General features: G+C 49.8%; 13 protein-coding genes. 4 read left to right on the top strand and 9 right to left on the bottom strand.

Annotated elements, in window-relative coordinates; genetic code table 11:
* Positions 1-29: 29 nt before the first annotated feature.
* Entirely contained in the window at positions 30-1,070 is a 1,041-nt protein-coding gene (locus ACH5Y9_RS07760) for an IS481 family transposase (RefSeq protein WP_445366359.1), read from the bottom strand.
* Positions 1,071-1,358: 288 nt separating this feature from the next.
* On the opposite strand from ACH5Y9_RS07760, the gene ACH5Y9_RS07755 reads away from it, so the two are divergent.
* The gene (locus ACH5Y9_RS07755) at positions 1,359-1,871 is read left to right on the top strand and encodes a GNAT family N-acetyltransferase (RefSeq protein WP_445369179.1); all 513 of its coding nucleotides are present in this window, start codon (positions 1,359-1,361) and stop codon (positions 1,869-1,871) included.
* 151 nt (positions 1,872-2,022) lie between these two features.
* Here ACH5Y9_RS07755 and ACH5Y9_RS07750 read toward each other — a convergent pair whose 3' ends face one another.
* The 3 genes from ACH5Y9_RS07750 to ACH5Y9_RS07740 all read right to left on the bottom strand — a co-directional run bounded on the left by ACH5Y9_RS07750 (position 2,023) and on the right by ACH5Y9_RS07740 (position 5,459).
* Positions 2,023-2,214 (bottom strand): hypothetical protein, encoded by a 192-nt coding sequence (locus tag ACH5Y9_RS07750; protein WP_033158664.1) that lies wholly within the window; start codon positions 2,212-2,214, stop codon positions 2,023-2,025.
* A gap of 178 nt (positions 2,215-2,392) precedes the next feature.
* The gene (locus ACH5Y9_RS07745; RefSeq protein WP_445369178.1) at positions 2,393-4,099 is read right to left on the bottom strand and encodes an AAA family ATPase; all 1,707 of its coding nucleotides are present in this window, start codon (positions 4,097-4,099) and stop codon (positions 2,393-2,395) included.
* Between the two features lie 4 nt (positions 4,100-4,103).
* Positions 4,104-5,459, bottom strand: a complete 1,356-nt coding sequence (locus ACH5Y9_RS07740) for a (Fe-S)-binding protein (protein ID WP_445369177.1) — start codon at positions 5,457-5,459, stop codon at positions 4,104-4,106.
* A 269-nt stretch (positions 5,460-5,728) separates the two neighbouring features.
* Here ACH5Y9_RS07740 and ACH5Y9_RS07735 point away from each other — a divergent pair, with 269 nt between their 5' ends.
* The 3 genes from ACH5Y9_RS07735 to ACH5Y9_RS07725 all read left to right on the top strand — a co-directional run bounded on the left by ACH5Y9_RS07735 (position 5,729) and on the right by ACH5Y9_RS07725 (position 7,609).
* Positions 5,729-6,037: a DUF6156 family protein gene (locus ACH5Y9_RS07735; protein ID WP_033158667.1), complete on the top strand. Its 309-nt coding sequence runs from the start codon at positions 5,729-5,731 to the stop codon at positions 6,035-6,037.
* 116 nt (positions 6,038-6,153) lie between these two features.
* Positions 6,154-6,756, top strand: a complete 603-nt coding sequence (locus ACH5Y9_RS07730; RefSeq protein WP_445369176.1) for a GNAT family N-acetyltransferase — start codon at positions 6,154-6,156, stop codon at positions 6,754-6,756.
* Entirely contained in the window at positions 6,749-7,609 is an 861-nt protein-coding gene (locus tag ACH5Y9_RS07725) for a carbon-nitrogen hydrolase family protein (protein WP_445369175.1), read from the top strand. The genes ACH5Y9_RS07730 and ACH5Y9_RS07725 overlap by 8 nt, the downstream gene beginning before the upstream one ends.
* Before the next feature lie 36 nt (positions 7,610-7,645).
* Here ACH5Y9_RS07725 and ACH5Y9_RS07720 read toward each other — a convergent pair whose 3' ends face one another.
* From ACH5Y9_RS07720 to ACH5Y9_RS07700, 5 genes are all read right to left on the bottom strand, one after another.
* Positions 7,646-8,497, bottom strand: coding sequence for an SIR2 family NAD-dependent protein deacylase (locus ACH5Y9_RS07720; RefSeq protein WP_445369174.1), 852 nt, complete (start codon positions 8,495-8,497; stop codon positions 7,646-7,648).
* 209 nt (positions 8,498-8,706) lie between these two features.
* Positions 8,707-8,859, bottom strand: a complete 153-nt coding sequence (locus ACH5Y9_RS07715; protein ID WP_084153422.1) for a DnaA ATPase domain-containing protein — start codon at positions 8,857-8,859, stop codon at positions 8,707-8,709.
* Between the two features lie 47 nt (positions 8,860-8,906).
* Positions 8,907-9,899 carry a helix-turn-helix transcriptional regulator gene (locus ACH5Y9_RS07710; RefSeq protein WP_445369173.1) on the bottom strand — a complete coding sequence of 331 codons (993 nt, stop codon included), beginning with the start codon at positions 9,897-9,899 and terminating at the stop codon, positions 8,907-8,909.
* 30 nt (positions 9,900-9,929) lie between these two features.
* The gene (locus tag ACH5Y9_RS07705) at positions 9,930-10,673 is read right to left on the bottom strand and encodes a hypothetical protein (RefSeq protein WP_445369172.1); all 744 of its coding nucleotides are present in this window, start codon (positions 10,671-10,673) and stop codon (positions 9,930-9,932) included.
* A 169-nt stretch (positions 10,674-10,842) separates the two neighbouring features.
* The gene (locus ACH5Y9_RS07700; protein WP_445369171.1) at positions 10,843-12,744 is read right to left on the bottom strand and encodes an AAA family ATPase; all 1,902 of its coding nucleotides are present in this window, start codon (positions 12,742-12,744) and stop codon (positions 10,843-10,845) included.
* Between the last annotated feature and the right edge of the window lie 574 nt (positions 12,745-13,318).

The raw sequence follows: 13,318 nt of genomic DNA, 5'->3' as shown, positions 1-13,318 counted from the left end.
GTTACCGTTTTTGCGGGGTGTCTGTCAGATTAGATTTGGTTCAGATTTTTTTGAGCCCAAATCTGTTTTCCATCCAGCAAGGTATCCATCGGCGTTCTGCCGTTGCACATTTTGCCCTGATGAGTTCGGTCATTGTTGTAATAAACCAGCCATTCGTCCAGATCTTTTTGGAGTTGATCCAGGTCGCTATAGAGCTTTTTGCGGAACGTGACCTGATAGAACTCCTGCAAGATGGTCTTATGGAAGCGTTCGCAAATCCCATTGGTTTGCGGTGACATGGCCTTGGTTTTGGTATGGTCGATGTCGTTGATCGCCAGGTATAGCTGATAATCATGCTGTTCGACCTTGCCACAATATTCTGTGCCGCGATCCGTCAGAATGCGTAGAACGGGTAATGCGTTGGCTTCGTAGAACGGCAATACTTTGTCATTCAGGATATCCGCTGCGGTAATGGGCGTTTTGGTTGTATACAACTTGCAGTGTGCGACTTTGCTATAAGTGTCCACGTAAGTCTGCTGGTATATCCGCCCAACCCCTTTGAGGTTGCCGACGTAAAAAGTATCCTGCGAACCCAGGTAACCGGGATGGGCTGTTTCGATTTCGCCGCAGGCTTGATCATCCTGCTGCTTTTTCTCCAACGCCGCAATCTGCGCATCGCTCAGCATTAACCCTTCGGCGGCTACCTTGGCTTCCAGTGCTTTAAGCCTCTTTTTAAAGTTCTCCAGGTCATGCCGTAACCAGATGGAGCGAACGCCGCTGCCGGATACGAATACTCCTTGTTTACGCAGTTCATTACTGGTTCGATGCTGTCCATGCGCTGGCCACTCAACCGCATAGGCTTTCACTGCCAGCTCAATGCTTTCATCGACGCGATTCTTCAGATTCGGAGACCGGCGGTTTTTGTCGATTAAGGCATCAATGCCACCTTCGGCTACCAGCTCTTGATAACGATAAAACGTATCGCGCGAGACACCCATCACCTTGCAGGCTCTGGAGACGTTATTCAGTTCTTGGGCTAAATTTAACAGCCCCGCTTTGTGTTTAATGATCGGATTGTTTGTATGGATCATGAGAGTTACCTTTTGTGTTTTGTGTAAGGATTCGACACCCCTATCAAAACCGGTAACTCTCATCTTTTCAAGTCGATGTGTCAGATCAAGTCGTGACTAATACACATAAATAGACATGATGACCTTCTGAATATCATGCTCAGCTATGCCCTTGTGTTATCGAAGTGCTTGGTAAATCATTTTCACTCAAACAAAACCTAACATGGCGCTCAACCGGAGCGCGGTTATAATGCGGTTTTGTTTTTTCTGCTTTCCGGGCCGCGCCCGGTTAGCTCTACGTTAGGCGGCATGCCAATCACTATCCGGCCCCTTTCTGCCCAAGACGCGGACGACTTTGTCTCTGCCGCTAACCGCAGCCGTCGACTTCATCATCCCTGGGCTACTGCTCCCTGCGACGAGGCAGCCTTCACTCGCTACCTGGCTCGCTTTGACAATCTCAACCACTTTGGGTTTGTTGTCGTCCTCAAAGGCACCGGTGAACTAGTAGGCGCCATCAACCTCACCAACGTCGTCTACGGCGCGTTTCGCAGTGGCTATCTGGGCTATTTCGCGTTCAGCGGATATGAGGGTCGTGGCCACATGAAGCGCGGACTCTCACTGGTCGTCCAGTATGCCTTCCGCAAGCTACGGCTGCACCGTTTGGAAGCCAACATTCAACCAGGCAATTTTTCGTCAATTGCGCTGGTTCGCTCGTGCGGCTTCAGCAAAGAGGGCTACTCGCCGGCATACCTCAAGATCGGAGGCCGCTGGCGAGACCATGAACGCTGGGCGCTCGTAAGGGGCCGCACAAATCCCGCCTAACTGATCGTTCAACCGAAGCGCCGATGCCACGCCAACAGCTCCATAGGCAGGAAAGAACAACCCGAATCCCAGCATAAAAGCCGTAAAGCCGGGCATCGCTACCCATTAGTTTTCCTAAACTTCAAGCAATTGGCAAATATGCCAACCGGAATTAATGCCGATCAATTTCCTTCGCTTGTGCCCCGCTATCAATGGCTTTATCAATCAACATCACGCTACCACGCATCAATGCGGCAAAGAGCAATATGGAAAAGACCAACCCCATCGGTAATATGCCGAGCAAACCGGCAATGACAACGATCAACATAGCTATGCCGGTATTTCCTATCTTAGCGATCTTCATTTGGCCTCCCGGACCGTTTATCGGTCGAAACGAAATCTCGCATTCACTATATCGGCTTATTTAAATTCAACAATACACGCAAGCGGTAATTTATTGTTTTACTTAATAAAACAGTAACAATACTAAGTGTATTTGTGATTCACCCTTAATCGATGCAAACAGCCACCCGATTTTTCAATTAGGCGGCTTCGTCCAGCAACTCCAGCCCTCTAAACACCGAACAGCGCTTGAACACCTCCAACTCCGGCGCCAATTTCTTTTGCTGACAGAACTTGGCGACCAATTTGGTCAGGCCCTTGATGTCGCGGCCGGTCGCCCCGGGAAAGATGGCTGCCAACTCATCGATCAATTCTTCTTTGACCGGCAAGCTAAATTGCTCAGTCATCACCCGCCAGATTTTGCATCTATCCGCGTGGTCCGGAGCGTGGTAGCGCAGCATGGCGATGCAGCGGGAAATAATGGCTTCATCGATGTCATCGACCCGGTTGGTGGTTAAAAACAATAGGCCGTTGAAATACTCCAGCACCCGCAAGAACACCCCCACCACCGCATTAGAAGCCAGGTTATCAGCGCGGCTTTTAATGTAAACGTCGGCTTCGTCGATCAACATCACCGCCCCCCAGCGCTGAGCTCGGATCAAGGTATCTTTCAAGGTTTTTTCCATCTCAGCCACGTTCAAACCCAGCTGCCCGGAATGCACCCTGTACAAAGGCCGCTTGATGATTTCCGAATACACTTCGGCGGTCAGCGTTTTGCCCACGCCAGCCGGACCGGCACACAGCACCGTGGTGCCGCCGGATTTGCCGGCGACGATGTCGTCCATCAGCATGTCCATTTCCGCGGTCAGAATGTCGATCAGATCGGTTTGTTCGGGCGGCAGGATCAGCTTTTGTTTCAACTCCGGCTGATAAACATAAGGCTGGGTATCGTCGACGTGTACCCAGACATGGTGATGTAACTCCAAATGAAACATCAGGATATAACCATGCACTGGCATTTCCGTGAACATACCCTTGGGCACATCGGCTTTGGCGGCTTCCATGGCGCTTTCGGTTTTGCTGTCGTAGCGCATGCTTTTGCCGGCTTTACGCAGATAGGTGCCCAGAATGTCGCCGGATGCGTCCAGACTCAAAGCCCGTTCGCTGAGGATATTTTCGTCGTTGACCAAGCGGCAGATCCCGCCACCCGAGGACATGACTACCGTATTCTTGCGCGTCCAGTCGCTGCTGCGATGGCTGGCGGTTGGATCCTCGGCATATTCGCCGGTGCCCCACCCGGAAAACTGTTCACCATACCGAGCGCGCCAATCAAAATACCGAGCGGTAGCCTCATCGTAACTAGCGATTAATTCTGGGGTTTCTTTTAAATAACCTTTGGTGGCAAAAATCTCCGGGATGGTTTTGTTCGCCAGATCTTTGCTCCGAATGATGAGGCTCTCAACCATGATTTTACCCTTGGTGTTGGCCTTCAATTCGATCAGAATCCGCCCGGCTTCTTCTTCTCCCGGTGGGGTGTAATCCAGGCGAGTGATCAGATAAGCCAAGGTTCTGCCGGAAGGCTGCACATGAAATAGCCAACCACGCAGCCCGCCCTCCAATAAATAATTGGCAATAGCCGGCAACAACATTTCCAATTGATCGACGTTGTAGCGATGACTGTCGTCGGCCAGCGCCGCTTGCAAGGCTATCAATAAAGCCGCTTGCTGTTGCAGGGCTTCACCGTGTTGCAAGTAGATGCCGGCCAGACTGGCTAATTCGGCCTCACTGAGTAAATCGTAAGGCACTTGCGCCTTGGTGCCAAAACGCAATTGCTCGTTGATGCTTCGTAAGCGGGGGTGATCGTTAAGCAGTTGTTCGAGATGACGTTTGTCGATGGTTAATTTCATGGCATCAATCCTGTGACGGTAAGGCTAAACAAAGTACTTCGGCTAAATGCAGCGGCTTGGCGAAACCGCCATTACCGATCTGCTGCTGACAAGAGAAACCGTTGCTGACCAGCAATGCGTCAGGTTCGGCGCGCAGCGCTGGAAATAAGGCCAGCTCGGCCATAGCTTGGGCTTGCTCGTAATGCTCGGCTTCGACACCAAAATTGCCGGCCATGCCGCAGCAAGACGACTCGATCAGCTCGAATTTCAAATCCGGCAGTTGCTTGAGAAGTTTGCGCACCGACTTGATCGCACCAACGGCTTTTTGATGACAGTGGCCGTGCAATAACAAGCTGTTAACGCCGGGGATGGCTTGAAAGGTAATAGGCCAGCGTTTGCCGGCTTGCTCACGGACGATAAACTCTTCCAGTAACAAGACCTTTTCCGCCAGTTTTTGCGCCGGTTCGCCCAAGCCCAACTTTAAATATTCGTCGCGTAAACTGAGAATGCAGGACGGTTCCAAGCCAATGATGGTGCGCCCCGCAGCGACATGCTCGGCGAGAGCCTCCAGCATGCGCTGCGCTTCGATACGGGCTTTATCGATCAGACCATTGGAAAAATAGGTGCGGCCACAGCATAAGGGCCGATCCGATTCATCATCGGCCAAGGGCGTGGCGATGTGTACTTGATAGCCGGCGCTATTCAGCAGCTTTTTAGCGGCTTCTGCAGCAGCCGGGTTGAAGTAATAGTTAAAGGTATCGACCAGTAACACGACTTGTTTGTCAGCTAACTCCGGATGCAAACTTAATTCGGATTGGGCCGGCACCTGAAATGCTTGCGCGGCAGGTTCCGGCAAGTGAACTTTGGCGCTGATGCCCAGCCCGGCTTCGCCTAAACGCGCCAGCAGCGGCATCCGATTGCGCCACTGAATCAAAGGCCGGAGCGCGCGCCAACGCAGTATTTTCGGTAACTCCGCCCACAGGCGCCGCCGCAGCGTCAAGCCATTGCGCTGCACTTGCTGCGCCAGAAACTCAGCCTTGATCAAGGCCATATCCACTTCGTTTTCGCACTCGCGCTTACAACCCTTGCAACTGATACACAAGGCCATGGTTTCGACCAGTTCCGGATTGAAAAAGGCCGCATCATTATCGGCGTTCAAAGCTGCCTTCAACGCCCTTACTCGTCCGCCCGGCGATAAACCGGCATTTTGCGTCACCCTATAGCTAGGGCACATCACCCCTTTAGCATCCCGTTCGCATTGCTTGCTGCCGATGCACACCGCCACGGCCTTGGCGAAATCGGCGCCATGCTTGGGAATATCGGCATAGGCGTCGCCCATCCCGGCGTTTTCATAAGACGACCAATCCAGAAACAGTTTCATAGGCACCAGGCTGAATAAAAACCTGGGTCAAGCAAAAACGAAGCCAGACTGTGCTTGATTGATGCGCTATGCGTATCGGCCCTGTCATAGGTGCAGTTGTGACATTTCCAAGCTAACCCGCCATGTAGCAAATCCGACAATCAAAACCCGTAGCGGACGATTTACCACAGCGTTATCCACTTAGACCGGCAAGAAACCCAGACAATTCGGCCCGCTTATTCCGGCACAAATATTGCGGAAATTAGTTTCTTTGACTTGGGAAAATTGAAGTGGAATTAGAAAACTGCGATACCCGCTATTTCATTAGCTATAGCGGCGTAAAACTACCCTTGAAACTGGTCAACGAACTGGCAGACGAAAGCCATCTGGAAAACCGCAACACCTACTTCCGCGGCTGCTACGCTGCCGATGAACGTCTAATGTTGCTGGAAAAACTGGTCTATGGCGAAGTGGAATTACGTCATGTCTATACCTATCATGCTAACGGGGTTCTAGCCGAGGCGGAAATAACGGATGCGGACGGCGAGATCGACCTGTTACGCTTTGACGAAACGGGAGCTGCATTGAAATTTGATTAGCTGGCTGGTTCATAAACCTTTGCCATAGGCAATTCGCCACCGCCTACAATACAATATGTCTCTCGCGCCTTAAGCTTGGCGACCGACATTTTGTTTTCATTCAACCGCAAACCAGCATGAGCAAAGACATCCGCATCCAGCGCCTCAGCGGCGACGCCTTGATTCAATACATTCCGGAACTGGCGCGCCTGCGCATTGAGGTGTTCCGGGATTTTCCGTATCTGTATGACGGCGATTACGAGTACGAGAAGAAATACCTGCAAACTTATATAAATTGCCCGGAAAGCGTCATCGTGCTGGCGTTCGATGGCGACGCCATCATCGGCGCGTCGACGGCGATCCCATTGAAATACGAAACCGACGAGGTCAAAAAGCCGTTCATCGAACATTGCTACGATCCGAATCAAGTGTTTTATTGTGGTGAATCGGTGTTGAACAAGGCCTACCGCGGCCTCGGCATTGGCATAAAGTTTTTCGAACAACGCGAAGCCCATGCCGAAGATTTGGGCGGTTTCAGACACATCACCTTTTGCTGCGTCGAGCGCCCGCTTGACCACCCGCGCCGGCCAGCCGATTACGTGCCACTGGATGCGTTCTGGAACAAGCGCGGCTACTTCAAACATCCCGAGTTGAAAACCACCTACACCTGGAAGGATCTCGACGACGTCGCCGAAACCGCCAAACCGATGACTTTTTGGTTGAGAGAAGACCGTGCCTAAAATTGCCAGCGCCCAATACGACATCAGCTTCCTGGAAACCTGGGAAAACTTTGAAATCAAGGCCCGCCGTTGGGTCAAAGAAGCCGCCGAGAACAAAGCCGAGATTCTGCTGTTCCCGGAATATGCCTGCATGGAATTGGCATCATTGTTTCCGAAGGAGGTTTATTCTTCATTGAACGGCCAGTTAGATGCTTTGCAAACCTTGCTGCCCGGCTATCTGGACCTATTTAAAGCGCTGGCCGCCGAATACCGGGTCTACATTCAAGCAGGGACTTACCCGGTCAAACACGCCAACGGCGAATTCCGCAATCACGCCTATTTCTTTACCCCGCAAGGCGATGTGGACTATCAGGAAAAACTGACGATGACGCGCTTTGAAAACGAGCAATGGCATATTTTCCGTGGCATGGACATCAAGTTATTCGATACCGTATTCGGCAAAGTCGCCATCAATATCTGCTACGACAGCGAATTTCCGCATTACGCCCGCCAACAAGCGGAACGCGGCGCCACCTTGATTCTGGTGCCTAGCTGCACCGATACCGAGGCCGGTTATTATCGAGTGCGCATCGGTTGCCAAGCCCGTGCGCTGGAAAATCAATGCTATGTCGTACAAGCCTCCTTGGTTGGCAACGCCGATTGGTCGGAAGCGGTGGACGTCAACTGCGGCGCGGCGGCGATTTACACGCCGGTGGATCGTGGTTTTCCGAACAACGGGATTCTGGCGATTGGTGAATACAATCAGGCGCAATGGGTGTATGCAGACCTGGATTTAGCGGCGGTGGATACTGTGCGCCAAGAAGGTCAGGTGTTCAATTATCGGGATTGGCCTAAGCAGTTCGATTGCCAATAATCGTTTCTTGGCAGTCAAACTCTTGGCTTACCTGTCTTACAGTTCTCGGTCTTGCGGTCCGTGCCCAGCGGAGAGAATCCGCTCGATAGCAGCCAGCGCCGCCAATGCCGACATGGCAAGCGAAATACTACCTTTGGGGGCCTTCGATTCGCTCGGGTTGATACGAAGCAACGTACCAGGAAAACTTTCTCCGACCCAGCGAATTGGGCCCATTGCCGAGCCGACACCCAATTCAATGATCACAACTTGTTGATGCACGGCCTGTAAACGCCAATCCAGATATCGCTTTTGTTGTTGCCGGGCACGATGCTCTAACCAAAAGGCATCGTCAAACATCAAAATATTGGGACGGGCAAATCCGCCGCAATCGGGGCAAAAAGGCAAGGAGCCCTGGGCTATCATACTGTGGCTGTCCACCGTTAGCTGGAGTGTTTTAATAGGCCAAATCCTTTGGTTACAAGGCATGCAACATTGCAAGTAATGGATTGAACCGTGACATTCGTAAATGCTCTCTTCGGCAAACCCCGCCTTTTGAAAATGTCCGTCCACATTGCTGGTGTACACAAAACCCGGATTGGGCTTGCTGTCTAACCAACTTTTCAACAGTTTAAAACCGGCATGCGGCTGCGTATTTCCATATGAATGGTAGCGAGAACCGTAAAAGCCCCAGGCGCGTCTCGGTTCGTTAAAAAACCATTGCGGATTCGCTAGATCCTGAAACGTCAAGCCTTCGGCGGCATAGCTTGGATGTGCGCGCCAGAAGCCTTGCTTGCCGCGAAAATCCGGCAAGCCAGAATCGACACCCATGCCGGCACCGGCGGTAATCAACAGAGTGTCCGCATCGGCAATGGCTTGGGCGGCACGCAAAATCGCGTTTTGTTGGTTCACGCAGCATTTCCCGCTTGCTGTGGCCTCTTGCGGCGCAAGTAACGATTATCTGACATCTTATTAGCTCCAGTGATTGCAAATAGACAATCTACGGGAACCATGCGACAAAACCGGTCGTTTAATCTCGGCGTTTTCGCATTGCGCGCCTTAGTTTAAAAACAACAAAGCTTCCACTTGCGCAAGCGTCACTTTTTCTCCAAACATATTGGTTAGGCTTGCGACTTATGCAATGTAATCTCCAACTCCCTGACATCCGAGCAAATCCGCCTAGCGATAAAGCACGCGATGTCCATGTCCAACTCGAAACCGGCGTTCATAGCCTTACCGCGCAGCATTTCAATTCGAGCACCATAGTCTGGCATGACGATTTCCACGGATAGGCTATCGAGAGGTTGTTCATACTGGAAGCCTACATACCGTATATTTTGCCCAGCAATCGAACGGTTTCGGCAAACATTTGCCTTAGCGAATCTGGCTCCAGCACCTCAATATCCGCACCGAATCCTCGCAACCACCACCGCAGTTGCAAGGTGTCTTTTACCGAAGCCTGCAACCGGAAATAACCGTCCTGGAGCGCCGTAATCTGCTGATCAGGGCTCAGTGGGGTTTCCGACAAGTGCTTACGCACCCAGGGAGAAATTTTCACTACCAGTTGAATGTCGGCGTCAGGCGCAGTTGGGTAGTCGAACTCGCCTGAGGCTATGTAAACATCCGGATCGTAATCCACGGGTACGGTAACCGCCTTATCCAGCAATATAGCCTGTTCGAAACGATGCAACGCCAATTGTTTTACATCCTGATAATCCCACAACGTCGCCAGCAGGTAAGCCACATTGCCCCGGAACATCAAGCCCAAGGGGTTGACTTCGTACTGTTTGGCGGCTTCGTCCCGCCGCAGATAGCCTGCTGAAAAACGCCGGTTTTTCAACAGCGCTTCGTACACTACCTTCAATACCTCGACGTCGATTTGCGGTGGCAACAAGGTTTGATTGGCGGGAATCGTTCTAACTTTATCCGGCCAATGGGCCAAGGGAGAATGTTTCAGCGTACCATCGGCCAACGCGAAATAATCGGCCAAATGCACTCTGACGGATAACGGCAACAACGGAATCAAAAACTGCTCAACTAGCTTGAATGTCAGCGCCTCATCCGCCGACATCAACGGAAATTGCATACGCGCGGATTGCTTCGGCCAGAACCAGCATAAGGGCTTGGTTTCATCCGAACTGGTGAAGGGAAACAAGCCTGATGAAGACAGCTTATTTAAATCCCGCTGCACCGTCCTGATGTCCACCTCGTAACCTAAGTCTTGCAGTTTTTTCAGCAAATCCGGAGTGGTAATGGACTCCGGTTCTTTGGGGATGAATCTGAGCATTTCGAAGTAGCGGAGGATGGTGTCCATTGAAGCCTAAATTGTGTAAATCAACGATGGCTACTCGTCATTCATTTGTTTAGCAAAGACGCTAAATCCATAGATACAATTATTGTGATCTTCAACATCACCAGTTTCATCATTTTTTAACCCAGTCTTTCTTAACCTAGTCCAAGTGGGTGGTATATCAGAATATAACTCGAAGTCAGGTTTAAATTTGGACTTTTTATCATTTAAAAAATCAAAAATAGTTTGATGTTTTTTCTCATGATCTACATCTTGAGCAGATTTATTTTTATCTCTTGATTCTAAAAAATACAAAACGATAGGAAGCTTGACCACTTTATTTTGAAGTAAGGAATGTACCGAATCATTACTCAACTCATCTAATTGCTCAATAGCTTTGTACCATATTTCTCTAGCACGAATCTTCGGCTCTCTGTCGTCATTAAACGCATTAATACGACCCACTTTAAGTTCTACTAAAAAACTAACTGACCGAAAATCAAATATTAGATCAACACGACCTTTTGTTCCTTCGCTTTCTGTATCATCACTTGCTCTCACAACTTGAAATTCGGTAGCAATGTGACCAAGCTCATTTCCACAAGAATCGATTAAAGATTTAATAAAAAGCCCATACAACTCTCTTTCATTTGGTACTCTGCTTCTTGATAGAAAACTAAGGAAGCTTTTGGACGATAAGTTTTCTGAAAGTGCAATAAATAATTTTGTAACTAAATCTCTAGTGACTCTTGAGCCTTTGCCTTCTTCATTGCTGTAATATATTTTATTTTGTTCCATATCATTTCCCTTAAAAGGCTGTTGAAAAATAAAATTCTTCCCCACTTTGAGTCGAAAAAACGCTATTTACGATAAGGCCGAGGTCGTAAGCCATTAAAAAAATTAGTAAGGGCGGAAAAGATATTTTTTGGAAAGTTTGTTCCACCAAATTTTATTTTTCAACAACCTGTTAACGCACAAACCCAATCTGCGTAAACGTCTCCCCCTTCGCCTTACACTCCTGCTCCAGCACTTGAATCATTCTTTCCGGCTGTGGAATTACCCCTAACACCGCGACTTGCCGACTGACCACGGCAAAATCACCCGGTGTAAGCTTGGAAAGCCGCTGGACTTGCTGTTTGAGTATAGCCACGTTTTCTGGGTTGGACGGTAATTGTCCGCCAAGTCGTTGACATTCTTGCCGAAACAACGACCAACGCTGATCGGGAGTGAGGTAATCGAATTTCACCTTAAAATCGAAGCGGCGTAAGGATGCCACATCCAGTTTATCCATCAGGTTAGTGGTGCAAATGAAAATACCGGAGAAGGTTTCCATCTGGATGAGCATTTCGTTAACCTGGGTAATTTCCCAGCTTCTTTGGGCATAGCTGCGGTCGCTTAGCAAGCTATCGGCTTCGTCCAATAACAGGATACCGCCCTGGGCTTCGGCTTCTTCAAACATCTTGGCAATGTTTTTCTCGCTTTCGCCGACATATTTGTCGAGCAGGTCGGAAGCGCGTTTAATATGCAATGGCAGCCCGGTTATGTCGGCGATATGCAGTGCCAATGCGGTTTTGCCCGTACCCGGCGCACCGTAAAAACAGAAGTTGCCGCGCGCATTGCGTTTAAGCCCGGCGATTAAGATATCCAAATCCAGGTCGGTATTGGTAAATATCCTGTCAAACTGCGTCCAAACTGTCGCTGATTGAGAGCTGTACTTTTGCTTGAGCAAGCGCATACTGGCTTTCAACACTCGCTCAGCAATCTGCTCGGTCTGATCCGGCGCATGCTTTTGGGTGTTCCGCGCAACCCGCGTTGCCTTTTCGATTTGAGCGGGAGTTAGTTGGTCGAAATTAACCAGATTATCCCGCCACTGCGCACTGACCTTTAAGCCTTTGCTGTATTTGTTGACGATACGACGGCGGATGTTGGTGGGCATTTTGTCGATTTCCACCGAATAGCTAAAGCGGCGCAAATAGGCTTTGTTCATTGTTGCAACACGGTTGGAAATCCAGATGACCGGTACAGGGTTGGTTTCAAGTTGCTTGTTGATCCAGGCCTTGTCGCCATGACCGTTAGTTTGCCCGTCGTCTGCATCATCGAAAAAGACGCTATGCCTGCCGGGGAAGACATCTTCGGCTTCATCAAACAATAGCAAGCCGGGCTTACGGCTTTTGCTCAATAACTTTTGACTGACATTGCACGCCGTAAAGCGGGCATTGCCGCGCAAGGCGTTACCTTCCTGGTCAGCACACAGGACTTCATACAACGGTGTGTCCAATGTTTGCGCCAACAGCTTGGCAAGCTCGGTTTTGCCGACGCCGGGCGGGCCGTAGATGAGGATGTTGACTCCTACTTGCTTTTCTTGGAGTGCCGTTGTCAGATAAGGCAGCAGCACATCAATGTCGTGCTGCAAATGAGCATAATCGTCCATCTCCAGTTGGGTTCGATTGACCAATTGATAAAAGTTGGCAAACAATTCATCCGTACTGGCATGGTCGCGGAGCAAGATGTCCAACAAGCCATCGGCCGGGATCAATTTGTCTTCCAGGTCATTAAATCCCGGCTGAATAGTGAGCCAACCCATTTGCAATAATGGGCTAGCAGGCTGCAAGGCCTTACGGATTTCCCCGGCGGAACGTACCGTCATTACGCTAAGATACTCCACCATGGACTGCAAGGTGCAACCTACGCAAAGATCAGTGACCTTATCCCGGAAAGGTTCTATCAAGAGCATCAAAAGACGCAGGATTAGTATTTCCTGCTCCGCGTTATTTAATTTTAAAGTCTGGCCGATCAGCTTGATGTTCGCGAATAATGGCATATTGGCATCAATACCCTCTGCCAATAAATAGTCCAGATGGCGGCGCATGCGCTTTCGTAAGCCCGCTGTAGAACTATGCGCTAGGGTATTCTTTTTATCGCCTTCATTGTCTTCAAAATCACCTTCACTTATTTGACATTCAGATAATTCTATAAGACTGAATATGTCGTTCATAATAAAACGCAATGAACGGATTTGTTTCAGGCTTCCCGGCATATTTAATACAAGCCGCAATAGGTAGATTGCCGCCAAACGTTGATAAGTGTCGAATTGTTGGCGTTTAGCACTGCGCCTGCGAGTGCTGCGTGTAGGCCGCATAAATGTAGGGAAAGAATTTTTAATCATGACTGACTCCAAAGCGACAACATTTTGATTGGAGCTAGAATAGGGGCATAAGCGACAAATACGGTCGCTATTGTGACGAATCTTCCTCAAAATGCACACCACGAACGGAATCAATCAACCTGCGGGCACTGAGCCTGTCGAAGGACTTAATCGCGCTTCATCAACATGTCTCAGCCCAATCTAAAATCGTTTAAAACTGAAGCCAGTTACTTTAACAACGCTTACCTCCTTGGTTTTTGCGCCAATTCTCCTAAACTTGCGCAGTGCCGAAAAATCA

Source organism: Methylomonas sp. BW4-1, assembly GCF_052474385.1.
This window is presented reverse-complemented; position numbering and strand designations above follow the sequence as displayed.

What these genes read in the sequence shown, in the direction of transcription:
- ACH5Y9_RS07745 (WP_445369178.1), bottom strand. Translation starts at nt 4,099, where the DNA reads ATGAAATTAACCATCGACAAACGTCATCTCGAACAACTGCTTAACGAT.
- ACH5Y9_RS07740 (WP_445369177.1), bottom strand. Translation starts at nt 5,459, where the DNA reads ATGAAACTGTTTCTGGATTGGTCGTCTTATGAAAACGCCGGGATGGGC.
- ACH5Y9_RS07755 (WP_445369179.1), top strand. Translation starts at nt 1,359, where the DNA reads ATGCCAATCACTATCCGGCCCCTTTCTGCCCAAGACGCGGACGACTTT.
- ACH5Y9_RS07700 (WP_445369171.1), bottom strand. Translation starts at nt 12,744, where the DNA reads ATGCGCCGCCATCTGGACTATTTATTGGCAGAGGGTATTGATGCCAAT.
- ACH5Y9_RS07715 (WP_084153422.1), bottom strand. Translation starts at nt 8,859, where the DNA reads ATGCCAGACTATGGTGCTCGAATTGAAATGCTGCGCGGTAAGGCTATG.
- ACH5Y9_RS07705 (WP_445369172.1), bottom strand. Translation starts at nt 10,673, where the DNA reads ATGGAACAAAATAAAATATATTACAGCAATGAAGAAGGCAAAGGCTCA.
- ACH5Y9_RS07710 (WP_445369173.1), bottom strand. Translation starts at nt 9,899, where the DNA reads ATGGACACCATCCTCCGCTACTTCGAAATGCTCAGATTCATCCCCAAA.
- ACH5Y9_RS07760 (WP_445366359.1), bottom strand. Translation starts at nt 1,070, where the DNA reads ATGATCCATACAAACAATCCGATCATTAAACACAAAGCGGGGCTGTTA.
- ACH5Y9_RS07730 (WP_445369176.1), top strand. Translation starts at nt 6,154, where the DNA reads ATGAGCAAAGACATCCGCATCCAGCGCCTCAGCGGCGACGCCTTGATT.
- ACH5Y9_RS07750 (WP_033158664.1), bottom strand. Translation starts at nt 2,214, where the DNA reads ATGAAGATCGCTAAGATAGGAAATACCGGCATAGCTATGTTGATCGTT.